Here is a 25139-nt window from a genome sequence, read left to right as displayed (position 1 = left end):
CTTACGCCCTTGAAAGGATGAGAAATTGCTTTGAATCAGTTTTTACTGCATTGCCCGTACTTAACGTACATAAGGTGACTATTTTTCTGCTATCTGTTTGCTATTACCTGCGCGTGCAGTTCGCTGGCAAGCTCCCGCCAATCGCTAATCTCGCGATGAAAATGACGCCATTGAGCCGCGTTCATGGAACGCGCAATTTGCAGAATGTATCCGTCCGCTAGATCGACGTTCGACTGCAACTTTTGCTTAAATGCGTCGCCATGGTAACTTTCGGGGTCAAGCAGCAAACGAGTCAGGTGCTGCTGGAAATAGTGTGGATCTTGCTTGTGTTTAAATAGCTCTTCGACCGCTTGACGTAAGGCTGCCCGATATGCGCGCCAATCGGCTGTCGTGATGGTGACTTCTTGCGACCACTGTTTTATCAGCGCTTGTTGCGCAGGCGTGAGCTCTCCTAACCACTCTTCCACACCTTCGACAAAAAACTCTTGATAACGCTCTCGGATCTCTTTCTCGTTTAAATCCGCATATTTCTCATCACGTTTTCGATGAGCCTTTGCCATATTTTTCAAAAGCTCATCTTGCTGCGCCTGACTTAGTGATAGTGCCAGAGCGTAAAGATCAGGAGCCAGTTTTTGTGCGATACGATAGCGGTGCTGTATGAGTGCTTCTCTTTGCGCGGCGAGAAAGGGTTTTGAGAGCTGAGTTTCAGTCAAGGTGGACAGCAATTGCAACTGGGATAGATAGATAGGCAATTCGCTTTCTCGGTGCCATTGCAGCAGCACATCCAAGCGCTCTTCCACTAGCTCTTCTTGCTCATCCGTCAACGTTACATAGTCATCGATGTACTCCATCACCACCCAATCGAGGTGGTTATACACCATTTTGTTCGAGCATCCTGTCAGCAGCAACAGCATGCCAAGTAGTCCTAGGATAAAACGCCCACCCGTCGTCATCCGAACATAGATGCGTGACAACATTCCACCGTCCTTGTGTCTGTTTTTCCCATTAGTGTTATCTTAGCCAGCTTGACAAAGATAGTCCAAATTCCAAAGTATAACGGGTGAAGAACACTCTTCACCCGTTTAGGCTAGCCTTGAAAAGTGTGTTCTAAGGCACACCGTGGCCTTTTGAGGCGACCCAAACGCGATACCATTGCTCGCGACTCAGTTCCAACTTGAGTGCATTCACCGCACTCTGCACCCGTTCGATTTTACCTGAACCAATGATAGGTAGTGGTTTTGAGGGTAAACGTCTCACCCAAGCGTAAACCACTTCGTCGATACTACCCGCCCCAAGCTCTTCTTTGATTGCATGTAACTCGTTGCGTACTCTTAGCGCCTGGTCACTGTCACCATGAAACAGAGCGCCACCACCCAAGCATGACCAAGCCATCGGTCTTGCGCGGAGCGTCTGCATTTGATCAAGCGTACCATCGTGAACCACGTCAAAATTGAGCGGGTTAATCTCTACTTGGTTGGTCACTAGAGGTTTACTCAAACGCGACTGCAAAAGATCAAACTGACGTGGCGAAAAGTTTGACACGCCAAAGTGTTTCACTTTGCCCACTTTGTGCAGTTCGTTAAATGCCTCAGCGACTTCGTCGGCCTCCATCAAGGCATCAGGACGATGAATAAGCAAGACATCCAGCTCATCCACACCTAATCTCTCTAGCGAATTATTCACCGATTGATAGATGTGCGCCGCGCTGGTGTCATAATGGTTGACTTTACGAAGTGGGTTTTTCTCTCCACATAAGTTGATATCGCACTTGCTCACAATTTGGATGTCGCGGCGTACGCTCTTATCTAACGCCAGCGCTTCGCCAAACAGGCGTTCACACTCGTACTGACCATAAATGTCGGCGTGATCAACCGTCGTCACGCCCATTTCAATATGCTGCTTGAGGAAAGTTAAGCGCTGCTGAGGGGTCATGTTCCACTCGCCCAAACGCCAGTATCCTTGGATCAGCTCTGAAAACTCAGGCCCTTGAGGTGCAATCACTACTTTTGCCATCATGGTGTTCTCCTTTTCTTTAACTGTCGACAATCCTAGACTTGTTTTGCCATTGGCTCAACGCGTAAACTGGATTAGTTCGAACTGGAGTACGAAGTAATGAGTTTTGCGCAGCGTTTAAACACTTTAGTTGGCGAAGAGAGCATCAGTGGTTTTGCCCGTCGTGTTGGCCTTTCAGAAGCGTTGATCCGTAAGTATCTCAATGGTAGCGAGCCAAGCCTCTCCAAAGCCAATCAAATTGCCGTTCGGGCAAACTGCTCTTTGGAATGGCTGGCCACAGGCTGTGGTTACTTGTACCGCCAAGCCGAGGTCGTGGACGCCCCCGCTTATCGCATGGCCTATCAACACGTCACCGGACGACATTTGACAGACGAGGAAATGGCAGCGCATCAAAGTATTGTCGCCGGGTACCAATATCTTCGTGCACACAAAAAAGCGGATGGATACTTGGACAAAGAGGCGATGATCGCCTTTCTTACTCGCTCGGCGAAAGAGTTAAGCGACGAGTGATGCGCAGTTCTATCGACTGAGTATCATGGCTAAACTCCACACTCAGCTCTGGGTTATCACTCAAATATTGAGCTTTCGGCAGCCATGTTTGCTGTTGAGGCTTTGCTTTGATTTGATTGAGAAAAAGAATCAAGGATTTATCAAGTGCAGAAAAACCCTTCTCATCGCCGACATTGCGCCACTGCGCTTTGACGTCAAACGTCTGATCGGCGGCGGTCACCTTTGCCAGCTGCAAGCGATCTTTCGCAAAACCCAATTGGATTTGCGTCCAGATAAAATCGCTGTAGGGGGCAAAGATAAACATCTGGTAAGCACGCTTTTCGAAAGTCACTTCTGCATAAAAATGGCTCTGATAATAAACGAGATCATCAATACAGTAGCGCGCACTTTCATCGTCGCCGCACTGGTAAAAATCACCCTTCTCTACAATTGATGTTGCCGACAGAGCCGATTGTTGACCAGTTAGTTGTCCGGAGAGGAGCGCTGGGTTAGCGAATACCGAACAGCTGCAAAAGAGAAAAAGAAACAAATAACGAGACATAAATTCGGCATCTATTCTGAAGAAGCATCGTTTTTCAACGAGTTGGTAAGTTAGCATAAGCGAAAAATTACCAAACAGAAAGGCGCACTAGCGTGCGCCTTAACCTCGTACTCAATCGTGAGTTTGCGAATCGGGATGTCTATAGCTGCATCCCAAACAATATACGAGGCACTACAGTAGGGTTTTGAATCCATCCAAATTGTATGTAAAACCTCACATCCCTCCTTCTTAGAGCAGCATGTTGCTTTACGATTTAAGTGTGGCTCATAAACGCAACTTTGCAAGGAATCTGAGAGAAAAATTCTATCTTTTTTATTCGTTGCAGAACCTTAAATATGTAAACATTTGTAGCACCTATTAATTTTGCAAAGCTAATTTGCATCTTTGTTGATTAAGACACATAGCCGGCCCCGTTTATAATCGGCATCCCTATCATACAAGGCGGAGAATGGTAATGACCAAACGTGAGAGAATAGTGCAATCTGTGTTAGTGCGAGTCCCTAAAGATGCCATTAACCAGTTTCTCTCTCGAGGTTCTACACCGATTTCTGTGCTTTTTCTTTCGGCGTTGGTCGGCATTGTTGCTGGTTTAGTCGGCACCTACTTTGAGATTGCGGTGCACTTCGTTTCCGAAACTCGTACCGAGTGGCTGCGCGACGAAATTGGCCACGTACTGCCACTGTGGTTAGCTGCGATTCTGATTAGTGCCGCACTCGCCTTTGTCGGGTATTTTCTGGTCCACCGTTTCGCCCCGGAAGCCGCTGGCTCCGGCATTCCCGAAATCGAAGGGGCAATGGATAACATTCGTCCGGTACGCTGGTGGCGAGTTTTGCCTGTGAAGTTTTTTGGTGGTATGGGCGCGCTGGGCTCTGGCATGGTGCTTGGCCGCGAAGGTCCGACAGTGCAGATGGGTGGCGCGGTTGGTCGTATGGTCACCGATATTTTCCGCGTCAAAGATGACGATACTCGCCACTCTCTACTCGCATCCGGTGCCGCGGGCGGTTTAGCGGCGGCATTCAATGCCCCTCTCGCGGGAATCATGTTTGTCGTGGAAGAGATGCGCCCGCAATTTCGTTACTCATTGATCTCCATTCGCGCAGTGATCATCTCCGCCGTAATGGCGAATATTGTTTTTCGCACCATTAATGGACAAAGCGCGGTCATCACCATGCCACAATATCAGCCGCCTGAGCTGCAAGCGCTGTGGTTGTTTCTTCTGCTCGGCGGGTTATTTGGTGTGTTTGGCGTGCTGTTCAACAAGCTGGTTACCGTCGCGCAAGATACGTTTGTCGCCATTCATAAGAATGACCGGAAACGCTATCTGCTCACGGGTACCTGCCTTGGCGGAATATTTGGTCTGTTACTGCTCTACATTCCGGAATTAACTGGTGGCGGCATTCATCTGATCCCTGAGATCACCACTGGCAACTACAGCATCTCTGTCTTGGTGTGGCTGTTTGTCGGGCGTATTGCCACTACCTTAATCTGCTTCGGCTCTGGTGCACCTGGTGGTATTTTTGCCCCAATGCTCGCGCTCGGCACCTTGTTTGGTTACGCCTTCGGCGCGACGGCGAAACTGCTACTGCCAGATCTGCCGATTGAACCCGGTATGTTCGCCATCGCGGGCATGGGCGCTCTGTTTGCTGCAACCGTACGTGCTCCCATCACCGGAATTTTGCTGGTGATCGAGATGACCAACAACTACTATCTGATTCTGCCGCTGATTATCACCAGCCTTGGCGCCGTGATCTGCGCGCAGGCGTGTGGCGGTAAACCGATTTACAGCCAACTTTTGCATCGCACGATCAAAAACGAAAAGCTTCGCCAGCAAGATCTGCCCGAACAACCCGCGGCGTAACGTCCCATATTCTCAGCCGGGAATCACACTTCCCGGCATTTTTGTGCCATGTGTTAAATTTTTCGCGCAACTTCTCATTAAAGTTGTTAACATTCCTGCGCCTTCTGGTCGGAGTCGAAACGAACATCAGCTTGTCTGTTATAACCTTTTCAGACCTACAAAGACGTTAACAATTTGGTGTGTCATCACCAACTTCGCCATCAACACACTCCAGACGGCACCTTTCCCCAAAATTCAAACGAAATAAATGGAGTTATCGTTGAACTGGAAAAGACTTGTTCAAGTGCAAAGCGTTCCCCCGTCACAAGCGGCCCTTGCACTAGGCATGATTGGTTTAGGACAGGCGTGGGCTTTGTATCTCCCGCAGATTGGCGTTCCGATTCGCCCATTTTTAGCCACTCTCGGCGCATTGTTGCTTTTGCCTGTGTTAGTTCGTTATGCCACCAGCGCAAGAACGTTTCTCAACGATATCCGTCACCCGCTGAGTGGCAGTTTGATGGCGCCGATGAGCATGGCGCTTTTGATATTGTGTGACTATCTGGCAGTGGTTTCACCAGCTATTGCTTATCCTTTGTGGTTTATGGCTATTTTGCTGCATTTCACCATGATGGTGCTGTTTTTCAGCTTCCAGATCATGAACTTTAAAATGTCCAATATCGTGCCGAGTTGGTTTTTGTATCCGGTGGGGCTCATTAGTGGTTCGCTGGCGGGGTCACAATTTGGCCACAACGTTTTTTCCGAAACCTTGGCGCTGGTTTGCATCGGCATCTATTTCTTCTTACTGCCGTTAGTGCTCTATCGCTTGGTGTTTTTCGGTTCTTTGCCCAAAAGAGCAAGGCCTACACTCGCCATCATGGCGGCTCCAGTGAACTTGTCACTGGCCGCTTATTTGGTCAATTTCAAACAGCCTGATCCCATTTTAACCGGCGCTCTGGCTGGCATCGCTATCACCATGACCTTGCTGATTTATCTCTGTTACATTCGTCTGCTGCGTCTTAAATTCCAGCCATCAATTGCCGCCGTCACCTTCCCTTCGGTGATCAGTGCCATCGCCATGCATCGACTGACACAATTTTTTGCCGAATCCCACCCTCATTGGCACTGGTTGCACAATTTCGGCTTTTTTGAACTAAGCATCGCGACTTTGTTGGTTGTTTGGGTTTCGGTGGGTTACTTCAAAATGTACTGGCCAGAGATCGCGGCAACGAATGCCCAGCAATAGAGACATAAAAAAAGCGCCAACCTAGGTTGACGCTTTTTTCTCTGTGGCTCTCGTTATCTCAAGCCATGTAAGAATTCTGCGCGAGTTGCGGGATTGCTTTTGAAAATCCCACCCAATGCGGTGGTGGTGGTTTCACTGTTGGCGTCCATCACCCCACGTGATTTCACGCAGTAGTGAGTAGCATCAATTGTCACCGCCACATCATCGGATTCCAGCAAGGTTTGCAACGCGACTAAAATCTGCTGTGTCATGCGCTCTTGCACCTGTGGACGCTGAGCAAAAAAACGAACTATGCGGTTAATTTTTGATAGACCAATGATTTTGCCACGCGGAATGTAAGCCACTGCCGCTTTACCATCAATCGTGACCAAGTGATGTTCGCATGTGCTGGTAAGGGTAATGTCTTTGACACGCACCATCTCACTGACATTCATTTTGTTTTCAATCACGGTGATTTTGGGGAAGTTTTGATAATCGAGCCCAGAGAACACTTCATCAACGTACATTTTGGCGATGCGGCGAGGCGTTTCTTCTAAACTGTCATCGGTCAAATCCAGTTCAAGCAGAGCTAGAATCTCTCGCATATGATGCTCGATCTTCTCTTTCTTCTCTTCACGACTGAATTGGTTTGGCACCATGGGTGTCTCCAAACCACGTTTTTCTAGCGCATCTTTGACTAATTTAGCGGATTCGCTCAGACCTGACATTGTACTTCCTCTTACTGCTACAGCATCACCCAACCGAAGATTACCCCTTTTGGATGGCTGACAAGGATACTCGTATTTTTGAATAATTACATCCATATTTTACCGAGGGACATTCTTCCCTCTCTTTGTTCTGTGCTACAGTGCGCTAATATCTTAATTCAACAGGAATTCACTATGGGCTGTTGTGATGCACCAGGCTTAATGCCTATTGAAGATGCGCTGGAAAAAATGCTTTCCGGTATTAAACCAATTCAAACAACGTTGAAACTTCCTCTCGCTGAAGCGCTGGGGTTTGTGCTCGCCGAAGACGTTCTTTCCCCTATTCATGTTCCACCATTTGCCAATTCCGCCATGGATGGTTATGCAATTCGTCTCGCCGATCTTAAACCAAACAAACCGCTTCCTCTTGCGGGAAAGTCCTTTGCTGGTCAACCATTTGAAGGGGAATGGCAGGAGAATAGTTGTATTCGCATCATGACTGGTGCGAAGATCCCTGAAGGCTGCGACGCGGTGATCATGCAAGAAAACACCCAAGTGAGTGAGACAGGTATTGTTATTCAGCAGTGTCAGATTAAACCCAACGAGAACATCCGCCCTATCGGTGATGACATCCGCTGTGGCGATCTCGTGCTCGCGAAAGGCACTCGACTCACCCCGCGTGATATTCCGATGATCGCTTCGCTTGGCATCAGCCATGTCACTGTGGTGCGCAAACCGAAAGTGGCGTTTTTCTCTACCGGAGATGAGCTGAAATCATTAGGTGAGCCTTTGTTGGAAGGCGAGATTTACGACAGCAATCGCTACGGCATTAAACCGCTGATTGAGAATTTCGGTTGCGAAGCCATCGATCTTGGCATTATTCCCGATTGCCCCGAAACCCTGAGGAAAACCTTTGACACGGCGCAATCTTTGGCTGATGTCGTGGTGACATCAGGTGGGGTGAGCGTCGGTGAAGCGGACTATACCAAAGACATTTTGCAAGAGTTGGGCGAGATCGGTTTTTGGAAGCTGGCGATTAAGCCGGGCAAACCATTCGCTTTTGGCAAACTGCGCACCGCTTGGTTTTGTGGCCTGCCCGGCAACCCGGTTTCTGCCATCGTCACCTTGTACGTGCTGGTGCAGCCAATGCTCGCCAAGCTGGCTGGTCACTCACAATGGAAAGCGCCAGAATCCATTCACGCCATCACTCAAAGCGCCTTCAAAAAATCACCGGGTCGAACCGACTATCAGCGTGGCGTCTATCGCATCGAAAATGGCCAATTTGTGGTAGAAAGTACCGGAAATCAAAGTTCAGGTGCGTTTCGTTCTATGAGCTTGGCCAACTGTTTTGTCGTCTTAGAACGTGAGCGCGGCCGCGTCGAAGCGGGAGAGACCGTCACCATTCAACCGTTTAATTCGACAATGTACTAGGAGCACGCAGTGGAGATCTTATCCGACCAAGAAATGCTGCGTTATAACCGTCAAATTGTCTTGCGCCAGTTTGATTTTGCAGGGCAAGAGGCACTCAAACAGAGCTCAGTGCTGATACTGGGTGCGGGTGGTTTAGGTTGTGCGTCCAGTCAATATCTCGCCACCGCTGGCGTTGGAAAGCTCACCTTGATCGACGATGACGTGGTAGAGCTGTCTAACCTACAGCGCCAAGTTTTGCATCATGATGCTGATATCGGCCGCAAGAAAGTCGAATCGGCAGCTCAATCGTTGCGTGAACTTAATCCATATCTTGACGTTTCAACCATAGATGGTCGTTTAGACGACAAAGCGTTGGCCGAACTTATCGCCCAACACGATCTGGTGCTTGATGCCAGCGATAATGTCGAGACGCGCAATCAGCTCAATCGTCTGTGCTTTGTGGCAAGAACACCGTTGGTTTCCGGTGCGGCAATCCGTATGGAAGGACAAATCAGCGTGTTCTTGTATCAAGATGCCAAACAACCTTGCTACCAGTGTTTGAGTGCACTGTTTGGCCGTAGCGCCTTAAGCTGTGTCGAAGCGGGTGTGATGGCACCCTTGGTAGGAATTATTGGTGCGATGCAAGCCTTGGAAGCGGTCAAAGTGCTGGCGAATTTCGGTCAGCCCATGGTGGGCAAGGTATTGATTTTTGATGCCATGACACTTTCTTGGCGAGAAATGAAACTGACGAAACTAGCCAATTGCCCTGTCTGCCAAGGCCAGTAAAATCTTCGTGGATAACTCTCTAACTTAGCCGTCTGTTGGCAATGGACTGAGATCAACAATAAGGAACAGTTGTAATGACCCCTCTGATTACCGCGCAGGAACTGCACAATATCAAACATCAAGCTAACGTGATCATTCTTGATGCCAGCATTGATTTCACCATTCCCAATGCCGAACAGAAAATTTTGCACAAAGTGATTACTGGAGCGAGACGTTTTGATTATGACCACGAGTTTTGCGATGCCAGCAGCTCATTGCCACATATGATGCCCAACGAAAGTACATTCAACCAAAAAGCGCAGCAGCTTGGTCTGAACCAAGATAGTCATATTGTGGTGTATGACAATGCCGGTACCTATGCCTCGCCACGCGCTTGGTGGATGCTCAAAGCGATGGGACATCACAATGTGCAGATTTTAAATGGTGGCCTACGCGCCTGGGTTGAAGCAGGTTATCCGACACAATCTGATTTTGAAGCGGCATCACAGAAAGGAAACTTTCACGGCACACTCGATAAAACTTACTTTCTTAGTGCCGATAATGTATTGATTCATAGCAATGCGCGTAGTGCCAACATTGTTGATGCTCGTTCAAAAGAGCGCTTTCATGCCCAAGTGGCTGAACCTCGTGAAGGCATCCGTAGCGGCCATATCCCAGGTTCGGTGTGTTTGCCATTTTCTCATCTAATGGAACGTGGTTTTATTAAACCTTTGTCTGGGTTGCAAGCTGCGTTCGAACCATTACCATTAGTAAGTGATAAGCCCATCATTTTCAGTTGTGGTTCCGGTGTCACTGCCTGTATTTTGTTGCTGGGCGCCTACCTACTGAATCACCGTAATCTTTCAGTGTATGACGGTTCATGGACTGAATGGGGTAGTAACTCTGCACTTCCGATTGAAGTTTAGGAGTTTGCCTAACGACTAGAAGGCTAAAAATGGCAGGATTTAAACGGAATATCTGGATGGTGTATTGGGTGGTCGTCACGCTGACCTTCATCCTTTTTGCCCTTTTTAGCCGCTCTCTCTATCAATCAAATATACAAAAGTATCAGGATAAGCAACTGCTCCAGTTGGAACTGTTTTCCTCCTCGGTAGACTCTTTGCTGAAAAGTCAGGAGTCGCTACTCGAAGTGGTTGGTCGCCAACTGATTTTGAAAAACGATTTTACCCTCACCGCTGCGATGCAGATCCGGCCCATCTTGGATGATTTGATGAACATCCATTCCGCAATAGGCGGATTCGGTCTGACCGATGCCGAAGGTAACTTCCTCGCGGTAAGTTCTAATATTCACCTTTCGGACATGACCAACTTAAAACTCAATCCGGTCACTCGAGAAAGCTTTTTACAAACGTTAAATTCCAACCGAATGGTGCTCGGACGGACCTACTTCATGCCTGCGTTACAAACGCTGGTGATCCCTATCCGTAAAGCGATTCGTGATCGCAAAGGGAATGTGATTGCGGTTATGACCGCAGGGCTGAAAGTGGACTCAACACTGGTCTTTCGTAACGACATCCACGACAACCCATTCAACCGCGTTAGTCTGATCCGCGAAGATCTCTACCGCACCTTTATTTCAGCCGAAGATATGGGTATTGATCCCTATGCGACTCCCGTGGAAGATGTTCGCTATCGGCAAGCAATCACAGCCGTAGCAGCCAATATCTCTCTTACAGAGGCCGAATTAAAAAGGCAACAGAAACCCGTCACTTTTATCACCAACAGCCTTAACCACTCCGAAATAATGACGGTGAAATATTTGGCGGATTATCAACTCTGGGCGGTGTCTACCACCGACATGCGTTTCCTCAATCAAACATTTCATCAACAATTTGGCCTCTATCTGCTGATTTTCTTCGCAGTTCAATTGGCCTTTTATGGATTAGTTCGATCGATCGCGGAAAATGAGAAAGAGACATTAGAACGGCTCAACTACCAAGCGACACACGATGCCCTGACAGACCTGCCGAATCGACTTTATTTGCGCAACACCATTCCTCTTTGGACCAAGAACAAAACGGCCCCTTTCGCGCTCTTATTCATCGATATCGACAACTTCAAGAGTGTCAATGACACTCACGGACATGACTTTGGCGACCAAGTTTTAAAGCAGATTGCTCAAAGGCTCAGCAGTTTTCTGACTCCTGAACGTTTAATCGTCCGTGAAGCCAGTGACGAGTTCATCATGTTAGTCAGAGAGACCGATCCAAGTTTGTTGCGCATTCTTGCCAAAGAGATGATCGCCAGCATGTCACAAACCTACTTAGTCAATGACGTGCATTTTTTACTCAGTTGTAGCATCGGCATCGCGGTTTACCCAACTCATGGAGCCGATCTTGATGCACTGCTGCGCGCAGCAGACATCTCAATGTACCAAGCCAAGCAAGATCGCAACTCCTTTCGCCTGTTTACCACCGAGATGCAGGCTGATCACTTGTACAAAATGCGGGTGGAGCAGCGCCTACGTTTGGCGATTGAGAACAAAAGTCTCTCGATGGTTTATCAACCCCAGGTGGATGTGCATGGTCATTTTCATGGTGTGGAAGCCTTGGTGCGTTGGCAAGATGATGAGTTAGGATTCATTCCACCAGACGTTTTTATCCCGATCGCCGAAAGCTCCGGCTTAATGGTCACATTAGGCAAATTTATTATTGAGCGCAGCGTCAATGAGATGGCTATTTACGTTAAGCCTCAGCGGCGTAAGCTCAACCTTTCGATCAATATTTCAGTTAAACAGTTCATGCAGAAAGACTTCTCCTATCACCTGCTAAAAGTGATCGAAGAAGCTAATTTTGATCGAGAGTCCGTCACCCTTGAGATCACCGAAAATCTGTTTATCGAAGATCTGCAGCAGTTCAAACCAATCTGCCAAGAAATCCACCAATTAGGCCTGAAGATTTCACTGGATGACTTTGGTACAGGCTACTCTTCACTGAGTATGCTCAAAGCACTGCCGATTGATGAACTGAAAATAGATAAGAGTTTTGTCGATCACATCGAACATGACGCAAAATCCTACAATATGGTGAGAAACATCATCGCAATCGGTAAAAACTTCGGTATGGCGGTGTTGGCAGAAGGGGTAGAGACGCGGGCACAGGCTGATCTACTGGCAAAATGTCATTGCGATCTATTGCAAGGTTATTACTACTCAAAACCTCTGGATATTAAAGCTCTGACTGAATATCTCGATAAAAATACCCCGCACAAGGCGGGGTAGTCTAAGATGCGATACGCTATTTTTGTTGCATTTCGGTGTACATCGCATCGACCAACTTACCACTTGGATCGCCCGAAAGTTCCCAAGTAAAAATACCCGCTAAGTTGGCTTGTTTCGCCCACTGCGCTTTCGCTTTGATGGAGCGTTGGTCCTCAAAAGAGATAAACACTTTTTTCTCAGGATTCCACAGATACGGCGCTTGAGATTGCTCATCGTAGTTATATTGATAACCTTGTTTTTCACCGTAGTTTTTCACCAGATCCCAGAACATAAAGTAACCATTTTCTCCAGTACCGAACTGCGCCCCTTGTTCAGAAAGTAAGTCTGCTTTTGGCGCTTGGCCGTCGTAATTCTTAGTGCCCTGCCAGCCACGGCCATAAAACGCAGCGCCAATTACCAGTTTCTCACTCGGGATCCCCTGCTCTATCATTTGATTGATAAAGACGTCAGCCCCCATCCCCCACCAACTGCGCTCTGTGGCATGCAAGTTGGTGGTATGTCCGGTCTGCTGGCCCCAACCACCGAGGAAATCGTAGGTCATGGCAAACATGTTGGTCAGGTAGGGTGAGGCTGATTTCCAGTCGATTTGCGCGGCTTTTGCGCCGACACCCACTGCGGTTGATAACTCATACTCACGCTTTGTCTGTTTTTCCAATGCATCTAGGTCTGCACGCATGGTTTTGACCAAATAAGTGAAGGCTTCACGCTCTACCGCTTTTTGCTCGTCAGACAACTTGGTTGCAGGGTCTCACGGAGAGGTGGTTAAACCGCCGCCGCCGGGATATTCCCAGTCAAGATCAATCCCATCAAAGAAATCATATTGATGAATCAGTTCAACGGCAGTTTTGGAGAATTGCGCCATCGCTTTAGGATCTTTGACCATCGCATGGAACGGCTCAGACATGGTCCATCCACCAAAAGAAGGCAAAATTTTGAGTTGTGGATGTTGCTGCTTCAATTGAGCGAGCTGCGCAAAATGGCCCTTATAAGGCACTTTCACTGATACTTTGCCAAAATCTTTTTCTAGCGCAGCTTCCGTATCCACCACAATGGCACTGAAAGGCGCTTTGCCTTGACACTGCTTTGCAACCAGCTTTTGCACGGTATCAGAGGCCCCAGTATGCGGTCCACACATGCTTAAAAAGGCATAAATAACGTGCGTCAGCTTTTCAGCGGGGATATCTTGCACTGTGTAGGGGTTCGATGGATTGGCGTATTGCCAATCGGCAAAGTAACCCGCAACCACTTTGTCGCCTGCGAACGATGCAGCGCTAAAACAGGTTAAGAGTGCAACAGAGATAAGCGTTTTTTTCATAGTTCCCTCCAGAGTTAACCTCACTAAGCTACTCTCAGGAACCGTTTTCATCCCGACAATCTAATCAAGCTGCGAGTCATTTAAGAATTCTCGCCGTTAGGTTGCACCCGTTGCACATTTTTTGTGCCAGAAAAAAGGGTTCAACTCAAGCTTGCCGACCTTGCATCTGCTCATCTAAGTTCAGCACAGTGAGGGCATTACTCACACTGGTGGCAATCACATCGACAGCGCCAGTACGCAGTGCACCAAGCAGCGCTAATGGCTTACTGTTTTCCGCCGCAATCGCAATCACTTCAGAGATGGGACGAAACTCTTCTATCCCTAAGCCAATCACGCGATCACTCATGACAGTGTTGGCGACGTTGCCATGAATATCAAAGAAATCGTAGCCAGCAAAATCCCCCACCACACCTTGCTGCAAACGAGATTGCACCACTTCATCGGGCGTGAACCATCCTAAATCAACCATATAGCTGTTTTCACTCATATCACCAATACCAACCAGAGCAATATCCGCTTTTCTCGCCAGATCAAGCGTCTGTTTTACTGTCGCATTTTGCATAAATGCACGTTTCTGCTCACGGTTTTCGGCGTACGCAGGCGCATAGAGAGTTTCTGAAGTGCCACCGTATTTTTTTGCCAACTGGCGACAAATATGGTCCGCGTTAAACATACCTCCGCGTGGGTGAATGCCGCCAATGCCACAGACAAACTTACAGTCTCTTGGTGTAATAACGCCAACATGATGGGCGACAGCCGACACATTTCGTCCTTGGCCGACCGACACCACCATGCCATTTTTCAACGTGCTGGTCAGGTAATTCGACACTAAGCCAGCCACCTGCTGACGCTGTGCTTCCTCGCTGGGTTGATCCAACGCCACCAATGCACGCTTTACGCCAAAACGCTCGATCAAACGTTGCTCAATTTTGGCGCTAAACACTGGATGATATTTGACGGTAATTTCAACAATCCCCTCGTCTCGCGCTTGCTTGAGCATCCGCCCCACTTTTGCGCGCGACACTGAAAATTTCTTGGAGATCTCTTCCTGAGTCGCCCCGTCTTGATAGTAGGCAACGGAAATTTCAGTCAATAAATCTGTATTTTCAATCGATATCTCTTGGTTTGAACCGCTCATCTACATTCCACCGTTATCAAGGAGCGCTATTATCGTCTTATCTGAGCAAATGCTCATTGACTTAGCATATGTTATAGCCGAGTTTAGCTGCAACTTTTGCTCATGGAAATGACATTTTCTCAGTAACGAAAATGTTAATGTTTGTTCGACGCTAATCCACACCAGATAAGGGCAAACGTTTATTTACTTTTTCTCCGATTACCCACAAAGAAAAACGTTGATAGAGGTCACCTTCCCCCCCATTCAGCCATTGACTTTCTAGGCTGATAGGATAAATATGGACACATCATTTACTCAGCCATCGAGCAAATGTTCATAACAAATGTTCGGTCGCTAAATTTTTTCTGACCAATAGAGAGTGTGACGGAAAATCCGCACTAAACTATTCGCGAGTCAGTTTACAAATGTATTCGCTCTGGCGCTGACCGCCGAGCGGTAGCCCGTTATATAGGATGATCGATTATGAGCAACAAGTTAGAGCAACTTCGCAAGCTAACCACTGTGGTAGCAGACACTGGTGAAATTGATGCAATCAAAAAATACCAACCAGAAGATGCAACAACAAACCCTTCTCTGATTCTTAAAGCTGCTCAAATCGCTGAGTATGCGCCTCTGATCGATGCTTCTATCGAGTATGCAAAAACTCAAAGCGATGACAAAACGCAGCAGATCCAAGACACTTGCGACATGCTTGCAGTAAACATCGGTAAAGAAATCCTAAAAACAATCCCAGGTCGTATTTCTACAGAAGTGGACGCACGTCTTTCTTACGACATGGAAGGCAGCGTAGCGAAAGCACGCCAACTAGTGAAAATGTACAACGATGCTGGCATCACTAACGACCGCATCCTTATCAAACTGGCGTCTACTTGGGAAGGTATCCGCGCAGCTGAAATCCTAGAGAAAGAAGGCATCAACTGTAACCTGACTCTTCTATTCTCATTCGCTCAAGCGCGTGCTTGTGCAGAAGCGGGCGTATTCCTAATCTCTCCATTCGTTGGCCGTATTATGGACTGGTACAAAGCCAAAGAAGGCCGCGACTTTGAAGCTCAAGAAGATCCAGGCGTACTGTCTGTAACTAAGATCTACAACTACTACAAAGAGTACGGCTACAAAACGGTTGTTATGGGCGCAAGCTTCCGTAACATCGGCGAGATCCTAGAACTTGCTGGTTGTGACCGTCTAACTATCGCGCCTGCTCTACTTGCAGAACTAGAAGCAGCGGAAGGTGAAGTGGTTGAGAAGCTAGTTGATTCTAAAGGCGCGGCTGAACGTCCAGCACCAATGACTCACGCGGAATTCCTATGGGAGCACAACCAAGACCCAATGGCTGTTGAGAAACTGGCAGAAGGCATCCGCAACTTCGCAGTTGACCAAGGCAAACTAGAAGCGATGATTGCAGCGAAACTGTAATCACACAGAATCAAACTAGGGGAACGCAAACGTTCCCCTACTTATTTCCTCTTTAGACTCAAATAATATTCGGTATTTATTATGGATCACGCTCCTTTATCAAGAAAGCATCTAGCTAATGCAATCCGCGCACTCAGCATGGACGGCGTACAAAAAGCAAACTCAGGCCACCCAGGGGCACCTATGGGTATGGCTGATATCGCTGAAGTTCTTTGGCGCGGCCACCTAAACCACAACCCATCAAACCCTGAATGGGCAGACCGCGACCGTTTCGTACTGTCTAACGGCCACGGCTCAATGCTAATTTACTCACTACTGCACTTGAGCGGTTACGAGCTATCTATCGATGATCTGAAAAACTTCCGTCAGCTTCACTCTAAGACTCCAGGTCACCCAGAGTACGGCTACGCTCCTGGTATCGAGACAACAACGGGCCCTCTAGGCCAAGGCATCACCAACGCTGTTGGTATGGCAATGGCTGAGAAAGCGCTAGCAGCGCAATTCAACAAAGAAGGCCACGACATCGTTGACCACTTCACTTACGTGTTCATGGGCGACGGCTGTCTAATGGAAGGTATCTCACACGAGGCTTGCTCTCTAGCGGGTACGCTAGGCCTAGGCAAACTGATCGCATTCTGGGATGACAACGGCATCTCTATCGACGGTCACGTTGAAGGTTGGTTCTCTGACGATACACCTAAGCGTTTCGAAGCTTACGGCTGGCACGTAATCCCAGCAGTAGACGGTCACGATGCTGACGCAATCAACGCAGCGATTGAAGCTGCAAAAGCGGATCCTCGCCCTACTCTAATTTGTACTAAGACTATCATCGGTTTTGGTTCACCAAACAAATCTGGTTCACACGACTGTCACGGTGCACCACTAGGTGCGGAAGAAATTGCCGCAGCACGTGAGTTCCTAGGTTGGGAACATCCAGCATTTGAAATCCCTGCTGACGTTTACGCACAGTGGGATGCCAAAGCCGCAGGCGCTGAAAAAGAAGCCGCTTGGAACGCGAAGTTCGAGGCATACGCAGCCGAGTACCCTGAGCTTGCCGCAGAGTTTAAACGCCGCGTAAACGGTGAACTTCCAGCTGAGTGGGAAGAGAAAGCAAACCAAATCATTGCTGATCTTCAAGCAAACCCAGCGAACATCGCATCACGTAAAGCATCGCAAAACGCGCTCGAAGCGTTTGGTAAAATGCTGCCAGAATTCATGGGCGGCTCTGCCGACCTAGCGCCTTCTAACCTCACCATGTGGTCGGGTTCTAAGTCGCTAGAAGCAAACGACTTCTCGGGTAACTACATCCACTACGGTGTACGTGAATTTGGTATGACAGCGATCATGAACGGTATCGCGCTACACGGCGGTTTTGTTCCTTACGGTGCAACCTTCCTAATGTTCATGGAATACGCACGTAACGCAATGCGCATGGCGGCTCTGATGAAGATTCAGAACATCCAAGTTTACACGCACGATTCTATCGGTCTTGGCGAAGATGGCCCAACTCACCAACCGGTTGAGCAAATCGCATCGCTGCGTCTAACGCCAAACATGAGCACATGGCGTCCATGTGACCAAGTGGAATCGGCGGTCGCATGGAAACTGGCGATTGAGCGCAAAGATGGTCCATCGGCACTGATTTTTTCTCGTCAAAACCTAGCACAGCAACCACGCAGCGCTGAGCAAGTGGCAGACATCGCCAAAGGTGGTTACATCCTCAAAGACAGCGATGGCAAGCCAGAGCTGATCCTAATCGCGACAGGTTCTGAAGTTGAGCTAGCAGTGAAAGCCGCTGAGCAGCTAAGCGCAGAAGGTAAGAAAGTACGCGTAGTGTCAATGCCATCAACCGATGCATTCGACAAACAAGACGCAGCTTACCGTGAAGCAGTTCTACCATCAGACGTAACAGCTCGTATCGCTATTGAAGCGGGCATCGCAGACTTCTGGTACAAGTACGTTGGTTTCGACGGTCGCATCATCGGTATGACGACTTTCGGTGAATCTGCACCTGCTGACCAGTTGTTCGAAATGTTTGGTTTCACGGTAGAAAATGTGGTGAACACAGCGAAAGAACTGTTAGCGTAATCACGATTTCAGACCAAATCAAACTCAAAGCCCTGCTTTATTTAGCGGGGCTTTTTGTGTCTACCTACTTTATTTCCTGCTACAGGCATACACTTTCCATCATTTTCCTACATAAATGCTTCACTTTTTTTTCTATAACTCTTCTATAGTTATAGGCAGACCTGCAATTGTAGGCAGCAAGAAAAATGACAAATAAGGAACATTCAGTTATGCGCAGCACGAAAGCCTGTCTTATCACTCTCTGTCTATCATTCAGTTTTCCTCTCTTTGCGGCAACCTCAACAGCCGATTTACCCGACACAGTATGGGTGGTCGAAAACTATCAGCAACTCCTAAAAATCAATCCTCGCTCACCAAACTCGATAGAAACGACTTTGCCAGTGCAAGGATTCGCGTCGGGGGAAAAGATTGTCGGCATCGATTTTAGGGTTGCGCGCGGCGATCTCTATGCACTGAGCAATCAAGGACGCATTTTTATCATTAATCTCTCATCAGGTGTCGCAACGCTAGTACCGGGATCTAAACCGACTGAGCCGATCAACGATGGACATTGGGGGTTCGATTTTAACCCAGCAGCAGACAAGATGCGTGTGGTCGGAAAACAAAACCTCAATCTGCGCTTGCACCCTGACACTGGTGCTATTGTCGATTTTGATGGTAAAACGCTTGGTACTCAAATGGATCCAAGGCTCACTTATGACCAAGGTGATGTCAACGCAGCTTACACGCCAGATATTGTCGCTGCGGCCTACACTTACAACCCAACCAATGAAAAGCTCACCACCAATTATGCTATCGATAAGCAGCGCGGAACCTTGGTGATGCAAGGCACGAAAGAAGGAGCAACACCCGCCGTTTCTCCCAATCTTGGCGTTCTCTACACCATAGGTGGTCTTGGTATTGAGCCGATTCAAGATGCTTCATTAGACATTAGCGATATCAAGAATGTCGCGCTTGGAACCATCACCACATCAGCCAGCCTGCCAGTAAAGCTGGTAGTGATTGATCTTGACACGGGCCTCGCGAAACTGTTGGGTCACTTCCCGAGTGGTAAAACGATCACTGGCTTAGCAATTGAGCCCTAATTCTTATGAGGTGTACCTTGTACAAAAGACAATGGTGGTTATCGCTGCTGTGCTTCGCCGCTAGCGTGACGCAAGCCGCTGAGATTCGCGTGGAAGTTCGAAAAGCAACGGGAGAGCCGTTAGAAAACGCGGTGGTATTTCTAAAATCAGATCGATTAAAGAGCCAGCTAAAACCGTTGAGCAACGCAGAAATGGCACAGAAAAATCGTGCGTTTGTGCCCGGCGTGCTTGTCATTCCCCAAGGAACTGCGGTTGATTTCCCCAATCGCGATACGGTTCGCCACCATGTTTACTCTTTTTCGCCGGCGAAAACTTTTGAACTTAAGCTCTACATCGACAAACCAGAACAGCCCGTTATCTTCGACCAAGCAGGCGTAGTTGAACTCGGTTGTAACATCCATGACAACATGCTGGCTTGGATATTGGTATCAGAAACGCCAGTCTATACACAAACCAATCAACAAGGTGAGGCTATTTTTCTCGATCAAATTCCAGAGCACTATGAGATTGATGTGTGGCATGCCAGCCTACCATATGGTTCACCGTTTGTGACTTCAAGCGTGACCGTCGATGCAGAGCCCATTTCACTTCGTATTACCATGCCAGATTCTGGAGGGAGATTGTGAGTCTAAACTGGGCATTTTTCCAAGAGAGTCTATCCAGGCGCTTTATTTTTATCACTTTGTTACTGCTGATTGCTGTTCAGGCCATCAGCCTTACTTTGGTTAATATAACCGTGGACAAGCATGTTCGCGAGGAAATCAGACAGTCATTGGAAGTATCAAAACGCGTTTGGAATCAATTGTTGGCACAATCTAATTCCATGTTACAAGAGAGTGCAGAAGTGCTCGCTTCCGACTTCGGTTTTCGCTCTGCCGTCGCCACGCAAGATCAAAGCACCATTGCCTCCGCGCTGTTAAATAACGCCCAGCGCATCAACGCTTCCATCGCCATTTTGATTGATGCTAACTGGCAGCTAAAAGCCGCTTCTTCTGAGGCTGTTTTGCTAGACGACCCGTCAGTCTATAAAGAGATTATTCAACGTTTTGACAAGCAAAAGCCATTTCAACTGATGATGTACAACGGCAAACCGACCCAGTTTGTCCTAGCTCCAGTGCATGCTCCGCGAGTGATCGGCTACGTTTTGTTGGGTTTCGATATTGACCAAGAACGCATTTTACAAGCTAGCCAACTGGCGGGGATTGAAATTGCCCTTCTCTCTTCATCAACAGGTGCAAAAACCATCAACGTCGTGGCCAGCTCAGAGGCCATTGCTGACTATTTTCGTTCGCAAAACAGCAGCATGGCACAAGACGATCACTCACTTCAGGATATAGTGATCAATCAAGAAGTTTTCATCAGTGGAGTAATCAGCGAACAAACCTCGACACAGCATTGGGTTCATGTGGTCTTCCTGGAATCTTTGCCAAAGGCCAGCGAGAAATTTAACCAACTTTCCACACAATATCTGACGGTGAGTGGTGTTGGCATTATTTTCTTCACTTTAGCCATTTTTGCCCTGTCTCACAGGACCATAAAGCCGTTAATTACCCTGACTGAAGCCACGACTGAACTTGAGAAAGGTAATTTCTCCTCCGAGATTGAGGGGACGGATCGCCTCGATGAGATCGGCCAACTCGCCCGGGGTTTCGACAAAATGCGCACTAGCATCGAAGATCAGAGAGAGACCATCACTCAACTGGCTTACTTCGATCCCCTGACCCGTTTGCCAAACCGTCTCAATTTTAAACAAAAACTCAGCGAGGCAATAGCGTCTAATACGTTGAAGCAAATTTCCGTTATTACGCTAAACCTCGATCGCTTCAAGCAAGTAAATGATGTGCTCGGCTATGAAGTGGGCGATCGTGTACTCAAAACCGTTGCCAAGCGTTTAAGTGACACGGCACACACACGCCCAGCCATAACGGCTCATGTTAGTGGCGATGAATTTTCCGTGATGCTGGAGACCTCCCACCAAACACCTTTTGAAGCCGCGCAGCAACTGAAGCACTGTTTGGATGATGCGTTTGAGATCGAAGGAACGCACATTGATCTCAGTGTGTCGATCGGTATAGCGTCTTGGCCAAAAGATGCCACCGATCCTGATGCGCTTATCCACGCCTCACAAATTGCCATGTACGCTGCGAAATCGAAAAAAGAGCAGATCGTGGTTTACAGCCAAGCCTTGGTGACGGCGGCGCCACAAAACTTATCACTACTTTCTGAGTTACGCCGAGCAGTGCGAGAAAATGAACTGCGAGTTTTCCTGCAAGCTAAAGTGGAGACAAAATCCTCGCTAGTAGCCGCCGCTGAAGCCTTGATTCGTTGGCAACATCCCAGTAAAGGTATGATCGCACCCTATCAGTTTGTTCCCTTCGCCGAACAGACTGGCTTCGTGCGTGAAATTACTAAATGGGTGATTAGAGAGGTCGTCAGCCAGTGGCATAACGTGCAACCGCTGCAAGGACAGATGGTCATCTCGATTAACTTGTCGACTTGGGATCTCATGACAGGTCAGCTACCTGCTTTTCTTGATTCACAGTTGAACGAATTCAAGGTACCAGCTGAGGGTATCTGTTTAGAAATTACCGAAAGCGCCATCATGGAAGATCCGAAGGTTGCCCAACAAACCTTAAATGAGCTTGCCAAAATGGGCTTTCACCTTTCCATCGACGATTTTGGTACAGGATATTCGTCACTCGGCTATCTAAAACAGCTACCAGTCAATGAACTTAAAGTCGATAAATCTTTTGTCCTCAATATGATAGAGAATAACAACGACAGAATTATCGTCAGCTCCACCATTGAATTAGCGCACAATTTAGGGTTGCGTGTTGTCGCAGAAGGGGTAGAAACCCGCGAATTGCTTGATGCACTAGCAGTGCTGCAATGTGATGAAGCACAAGGTTATTACATCAACAAACCGATGCCGATGGAGGAGTTTGTTGCTTGGCGTGACCAGTGGTGCGCTCAGCATACTTAATCTAACGATATGCACCAGCACTCACCTTTGTCATACTGACCTAAAAACAAAACCCAGCCTGCGCTGGGTTTTATTGTGTTCAGCCATTCAGAGCCACTATCGCTCTTGAAAACGCTCAGCCAGTTGATAAAACTCGTTTACTTGATCTTTGAGTTTCAGGCTATTTTCTTCCACGATGCGCGTGGCCGCCAAGTTTTGCTCGGCTGCGGATGCGATAGAGTGAATGTGCTGATTAACATCGCGCGACAGCGTGAGTTGCTTATTGGCCGAATCGGCCACATCTTCCATCAAACTGTCCATGCTTTGCATCATTTGTTCAACTTCCGCCAGCCGCACAGCGCTTTGCGAGGCACTTTGAGAGCACGCTTCGGTCTGCTCGCGGTTGCTAATAATATCGCTTTGCCAGCCCTGAATCGTGCCAAGTATGTCATCAATGCTGGATTTGATCTGTAATGTCGCTTTCGATGTACGCCCGGATAGTGCTCGCACTTCATCAGCCACCACAGCAAAACCGCGTCCCTGCTCACCCGCCCGCGCCGCCTCAATCGCCGCGTTTAAAGCCAACAAGTTGGTCTGCTCTGCAATTCCCCCGATCTCTTCCATCAGTTTGCTCACTCTTTCCGCTTGCTCGCTGAGTTGGTAAGTGGTTTGGGTCGCTTTCTCTGCTTGGCTACTCAAGCGATTCAAATTTTGCTGCGTGTGCTCAATGGTTGTTTTGGTTTGCGCGCAACTTTGCACTGTTTCATCTATCAAACCGTGCGCATTACGAGTGCTATCGAACACCGCATTGGCGGCTTGCTCCATCGAATCCGCGGCATCACGCACTTGACGAATGTCCGTCGCTTGCTGGCCAAGCGCTTGAGAAACTTCTTCCGTCGTCGCGCTCAACTCATCGGCCAAGTTTTGCAGCGGGCGAGCGGAGTCGGTCATTCGGCCCAAAATGGTTCGAATTCGCGCAGAGGCCATTTTTAAATGGAAATCGGCGACAGAAAACGGCGTATTACCGGAATAGATCAAGCGGCTAACACTATCAAACTTGGATTGTAACTTTTTCAGTTGGCTCGGCGTGTCGATCAACTCTTGACGAAACAGTAGCCCTAGCGCTGCTGCCGGAAGCAGGTTCGCCAACCAAGTCAATAGGCCTTCAGCATGCAACACCTGAGCGAGCATCGGCGCGGACACTGAGCCTAAAAGAATCGCGTAGCGCAGACTGTCACTCAGTTGCAATGACCAAGTCCGGCCATTTCTTTCCGCACTGAGCAACGATTGATACGCTTTGGCGGCAATATTAACCCATTCGCGTTTTGGCTTAACACGCACCGATTGATAACCACACATAACGCCATTGTCGTAAATTGGGGTGACATAGGCGTCAACCCAGTAGTAACCACCTGATTTAGTGCGATTTTTAACGATGCCACGCCAAGCTTTACCCTGCTTGAGATTTTTCCACATATCACCGAACGCGGCCTTCGGCATGTCCGTATGACGAACGATGTTGTGGTTTTGTCCTAAGAGTTCATGTTGTTGATATTCAGCAATGCGGCCAAAAGCCTCATTACTGTAGGTAATGACCCCTTTAAGATCGGTCGTAGAAACAAGCTGATCTTGTTCACTTAACACTGTCTCATGAGCTGATTTCGAAAGACTAACTGACATAGTGGCACATCTTTTTTGTTGGAATAGTTGAACGCCGCAATTTATACACAAATATGAATAATATTACAAAGAGGGATTCACATTGCTTATCAACAGCATGATAGCCGTCATTATTTTGTGGATTTTATTGATGAGAACTTTCTTACAAGCAGAAAAATGAGCTTTACAACAAAGTTTTCTACTAAGGTTTATGCAATCGAGTGGGGCTTATGGCAAACGGAAAGGCCAGCTCAATAAGCTGGCCTTTTGGCATGGTTTAGATGCAGGTCTCTAAGTTAGAAATGCAATTGAATAACTGAGACTACCACCGCTGCTGGTCTGCGTATCCCTTCGATCTCGACTTTAATTTCACGTTCGATTTCGAGACCTTTTTTAATCGGTGTCACTTTAGTCAACACGCTTGAAGCTCGTAGATTGTTGCCTACTTTGACTGGATAAGGAAAGCGCACTTGATTGAGGCCAATGTTCACTACCATTTTCGCTGTCGGAAACAGCGGATTATCCGCATCCACAGAATCGGTTAACTTGGGCAATAGCGCCAACGTCAAAAATCCGTGTGCAATGGTGGTTTTGAATGGCGATTCAATGGCTGCGCGTTCAGGATCAGTATGAATCCATTGCATGTCTTCTGTAACAAACCCAAATTGATTGATACGCTGTTGATCAACATGAATCCAGTCGCCGACATGGATCACCTGACCAATTTTTTCTTGCAACTCATCGTAGAGTCTTTGCGCTTCTGCATTTAAAACAATCGGTTCCGGCACAGAAACTTCCTCGTTTACCGCAGGCTGCTGATGGTCGCGTACTTTTGAAAAAAGAAAGCTTCCTTGTGCTTTTTCCAAAAAGTCACCCCAATAATCGCGCAGCGTCGGGGACATCCAATTCATAAACTCAGTATGATGTGCAGACCATGCATCAACTTTGTCTCTAAAAAGATTTGTGACTTTCATAAAAAAACCTTTGGTTAATGATTTGCCCAACTGGCTCAACCAGTTAATTTTGAAACACTTCACATATTGTTGCAAATACTTTCGGGCGAACAACTGTAATCCAAAAAGGATAAAAGCCTTAAATATCAATACACTAACAATAAAACATCATTTTATTTATTTTACCGAGATAGAGTTAATACTCCATAAAATAGCCCTTTTCTCGCTCTCTTACCTTAAAGGTAGAGAAGTCGCCATTTGCACATATCTTCTTCCTCTA

19 protein-coding genes and 1 pseudogene are annotated in these 25139 nt (G+C 47.7%); 12 read left to right on the top strand and 8 right to left on the bottom strand.

Annotation, left to right across the window (positions count from 1 at the left end):
• Window positions 1-89: 89 nt before the first annotated feature.
• Both EWA64_RS18320 and EWA64_RS18315 read right to left on the bottom strand, forming a co-directional pair.
• Window positions 90-977 carry a DUF6279 family lipoprotein gene (locus EWA64_RS18320; RefSeq protein ID WP_061895881.1) on the bottom strand — a complete coding sequence of 296 codons (888 nt, stop codon included), beginning with the start codon at window positions 975-977 and terminating at the stop codon, window positions 90-92.
• Window positions 978-1107: 130 nt separating this feature from the next.
• Window positions 1108-2016, bottom strand: coding sequence for an aldo/keto reductase (locus EWA64_RS18315; protein WP_061895882.1), 909 nt, complete (start codon window positions 2014-2016; stop codon window positions 1108-1110).
• Between the two features lie 96 nt (window positions 2017-2112).
• On the opposite strand from EWA64_RS18315, the gene EWA64_RS18310 reads away from it, so the two are divergent.
• On the top strand, window positions 2113-2523 hold the full coding sequence (locus EWA64_RS18310) for a helix-turn-helix domain-containing protein (protein ID WP_061895883.1): 411 nt from the start codon (window positions 2113-2115) through the stop codon (window positions 2521-2523).
• Here EWA64_RS18310 and EWA64_RS18305 read toward each other — a convergent pair.
• A complete protein-coding gene (locus tag EWA64_RS18305; protein WP_061895884.1) occupies window positions 2489-3064 on the bottom strand; it encodes a hypothetical protein in 576 nt (191 codons plus the stop codon). The genes EWA64_RS18310 and EWA64_RS18305 overlap by 35 nt on opposite strands.
• A 454-nt stretch (window positions 3065-3518) precedes the next feature.
• Here EWA64_RS18305 and clcA point away from each other — a divergent pair, with 454 nt between their 5' ends.
• A complete protein-coding gene (gene clcA, locus EWA64_RS18300) occupies window positions 3519-4922 on the top strand; it encodes a H(+)/Cl(-) exchange transporter ClcA (protein ID WP_061895885.1) in 1404 nt (467 codons plus the stop codon).
• Window positions 4923-5181: 259 nt separating this feature from the next.
• The gene (locus EWA64_RS18295) at window positions 5182-6144 is read left to right on the top strand and encodes a TDT family transporter (RefSeq protein WP_139045737.1); all 963 of its coding nucleotides are present in this window, start codon (window positions 5182-5184) and stop codon (window positions 6142-6144) included.
• A 53-nt stretch (window positions 6145-6197) separates the two neighbouring features.
• Here EWA64_RS18295 and folE read toward each other — a convergent pair whose 3' ends face one another.
• The gene (folE, locus tag EWA64_RS18290; protein WP_061895887.1) at window positions 6198-6851 is read right to left on the bottom strand and encodes a GTP cyclohydrolase I FolE; all 654 of its coding nucleotides are present in this window, start codon (window positions 6849-6851) and stop codon (window positions 6198-6200) included.
• Window positions 6852-7025: 174 nt separating this feature from the next.
• Here folE and moeA point away from each other — a divergent pair, with 174 nt between their 5' ends.
• The 4 genes from moeA (at window position 7026) to EWA64_RS18270 (ending at window position 12246) form a co-directional block, all read left to right on the top strand.
• Complete coding sequence (moeA, locus tag EWA64_RS18285; protein WP_061895888.1) at window positions 7026-8261, top strand: molybdopterin molybdotransferase MoeA; 1236 nt, start codon at window positions 7026-7028, stop codon at window positions 8259-8261.
• 9 nt (window positions 8262-8270) lie between these two features.
• Window positions 8271-9026, top strand: a complete 756-nt coding sequence (gene moeB / locus EWA64_RS18280) for a molybdopterin-synthase adenylyltransferase MoeB (protein WP_061895889.1) — start codon at window positions 8271-8273, stop codon at window positions 9024-9026.
• A 74-nt stretch (window positions 9027-9100) separates the two neighbouring features.
• Window positions 9101-9931, top strand: coding sequence for a sulfurtransferase (locus EWA64_RS18275; protein WP_061895890.1), 831 nt, complete (start codon window positions 9101-9103; stop codon window positions 9929-9931).
• 29 nt (window positions 9932-9960) lie between these two features.
• Window positions 9961-12246 (top strand): bifunctional diguanylate cyclase/phosphodiesterase, encoded by a 2286-nt coding sequence (locus EWA64_RS18270; RefSeq protein ID WP_061895891.1) that lies wholly within the window; start codon window positions 9961-9963, stop codon window positions 12244-12246.
• A gap of 16 nt (window positions 12247-12262) precedes the next feature.
• On the opposite strand, the pseudogene EWA64_RS18265 reads toward EWA64_RS18270, so the two are convergent.
• Window positions 12263-13561 (bottom strand): annotated as a pseudogene (locus tag EWA64_RS18265) (glycoside hydrolase family 18 protein).
• Between the two features lie 145 nt (window positions 13562-13706).
• Window positions 13707-14699: a sugar-binding transcriptional regulator gene (locus EWA64_RS18260; RefSeq protein WP_061895892.1), complete on the bottom strand. Its 993-nt coding sequence runs from the start codon at window positions 14697-14699 to the stop codon at window positions 13707-13709.
• A gap of 462 nt (window positions 14700-15161) precedes the next feature.
• Here EWA64_RS18260 and tal point away from each other — a divergent pair, with 462 nt between their 5' ends.
• From tal to EWA64_RS18235, 5 genes are all read left to right on the top strand, one after another.
• On the top strand, window positions 15162-16112 hold the full coding sequence (gene tal, locus EWA64_RS18255) for a transaldolase (protein WP_061895893.1): 951 nt from the start codon (window positions 15162-15164) through the stop codon (window positions 16110-16112).
• 81 nt (window positions 16113-16193) lie between these two features.
• Complete coding sequence (tkt, locus tag EWA64_RS18250; protein WP_061895894.1) at window positions 16194-18200, top strand: transketolase; 2007 nt, start codon at window positions 16194-16196, stop codon at window positions 18198-18200.
• Between the two features lie 209 nt (window positions 18201-18409).
• Entirely contained in the window at window positions 18410-19285 is an 876-nt protein-coding gene (locus EWA64_RS18245) for a DUF4394 domain-containing protein (RefSeq protein ID WP_061895895.1), read from the top strand.
• Between the two features lie 17 nt (window positions 19286-19302).
• Window positions 19303-19911 carry a methylamine utilization protein gene (locus tag EWA64_RS18240; RefSeq protein ID WP_139045738.1) on the top strand — a complete coding sequence of 203 codons (609 nt, stop codon included), beginning with the start codon at window positions 19303-19305 and terminating at the stop codon, window positions 19909-19911.
• Window positions 19908-22268, top strand: a complete 2361-nt coding sequence (locus EWA64_RS18235; protein WP_065860350.1) for a bifunctional diguanylate cyclase/phosphodiesterase — start codon at window positions 19908-19910, stop codon at window positions 22266-22268. The genes EWA64_RS18240 and EWA64_RS18235 overlap by 4 nt, the downstream gene beginning before the upstream one ends.
• A gap of 96 nt (window positions 22269-22364) precedes the next feature.
• Here EWA64_RS18235 and EWA64_RS18230 read toward each other — a convergent pair whose 3' ends face one another.
• Together EWA64_RS18230 and EWA64_RS18225 are read right to left on the bottom strand one after the other, a co-directional pair.
• Window positions 22365-23927, bottom strand: a complete 1563-nt coding sequence (locus EWA64_RS18230) for a methyl-accepting chemotaxis protein (protein ID WP_061895896.1) — start codon at window positions 23925-23927, stop codon at window positions 22365-22367.
• Between the two features lie 275 nt (window positions 23928-24202).
• Window positions 24203-24880 (bottom strand): MaoC family dehydratase, encoded by a 678-nt coding sequence (locus EWA64_RS18225; RefSeq protein WP_061896001.1) that lies wholly within the window; start codon window positions 24878-24880, stop codon window positions 24203-24205.
• Between the last annotated feature and the right edge of the window lie 259 nt (window positions 24881-25139).

This window comes from Vibrio cidicii (assembly GCF_009665415.1).
GTDB lineage: Bacteria > Pseudomonadota > Gammaproteobacteria > Enterobacterales > Vibrionaceae > Vibrio > Vibrio cidicii.
This window is presented reverse-complemented; position numbering and strand designations above follow the sequence as displayed.

Excerpts from the sequence above, each read along its gene's own strand:
- EWA64_RS18320 (WP_061895881.1), bottom strand. The coding sequence starts at position 977 with ATGTTGTCACGCATCTATGTTCGGATGACGACGGGTGGGCGTTTTATC.
- EWA64_RS18315 (WP_061895882.1), bottom strand. The coding sequence starts at position 2,016 with ATGATGGCAAAAGTAGTGATTGCACCTCAAGGGCCTGAGTTTTCAGAG.
- EWA64_RS18310 (WP_061895883.1), top strand. The coding sequence starts at position 2,113 with ATGAGTTTTGCGCAGCGTTTAAACACTTTAGTTGGCGAAGAGAGCATC.
- EWA64_RS18305 (WP_061895884.1), bottom strand. The coding sequence starts at position 3,064 with ATGTCTCGTTATTTGTTTCTTTTTCTCTTTTGCAGCTGTTCGGTATTC.
- clcA (WP_061895885.1), top strand. The coding sequence starts at position 3,519 with ATGACCAAACGTGAGAGAATAGTGCAATCTGTGTTAGTGCGAGTCCCT.
- folE (WP_061895887.1), bottom strand. The coding sequence starts at position 6,851 with ATGTCAGGTCTGAGCGAATCCGCTAAATTAGTCAAAGATGCGCTAGAA.
- moeA (WP_061895888.1), top strand. The coding sequence starts at position 7,026 with ATGGGCTGTTGTGATGCACCAGGCTTAATGCCTATTGAAGATGCGCTG.
- EWA64_RS18275 (WP_061895890.1), top strand. The coding sequence starts at position 9,101 with ATGACCCCTCTGATTACCGCGCAGGAACTGCACAATATCAAACATCAA.
- EWA64_RS18270 (WP_061895891.1), top strand. The coding sequence starts at position 9,961 with ATGGCAGGATTTAAACGGAATATCTGGATGGTGTATTGGGTGGTCGTC.
- EWA64_RS18260 (WP_061895892.1), bottom strand. The coding sequence starts at position 14,699 with ATGAGCGGTTCAAACCAAGAGATATCGATTGAAAATACAGATTTATTG.
- tal (WP_061895893.1), top strand. The coding sequence starts at position 15,162 with ATGAGCAACAAGTTAGAGCAACTTCGCAAGCTAACCACTGTGGTAGCA.
- tkt (WP_061895894.1), top strand. The coding sequence starts at position 16,194 with ATGGATCACGCTCCTTTATCAAGAAAGCATCTAGCTAATGCAATCCGC.
- EWA64_RS18245 (WP_061895895.1), top strand. The coding sequence starts at position 18,410 with ATGCGCAGCACGAAAGCCTGTCTTATCACTCTCTGTCTATCATTCAGT.
- EWA64_RS18230 (WP_061895896.1), bottom strand. The coding sequence starts at position 23,927 with ATGTCAGTTAGTCTTTCGAAATCAGCTCATGAGACAGTGTTAAGTGAA.
- EWA64_RS18225 (WP_061896001.1), bottom strand. The coding sequence starts at position 24,880 with ATGAAAGTCACAAATCTTTTTAGAGACAAAGTTGATGCATGGTCTGCA.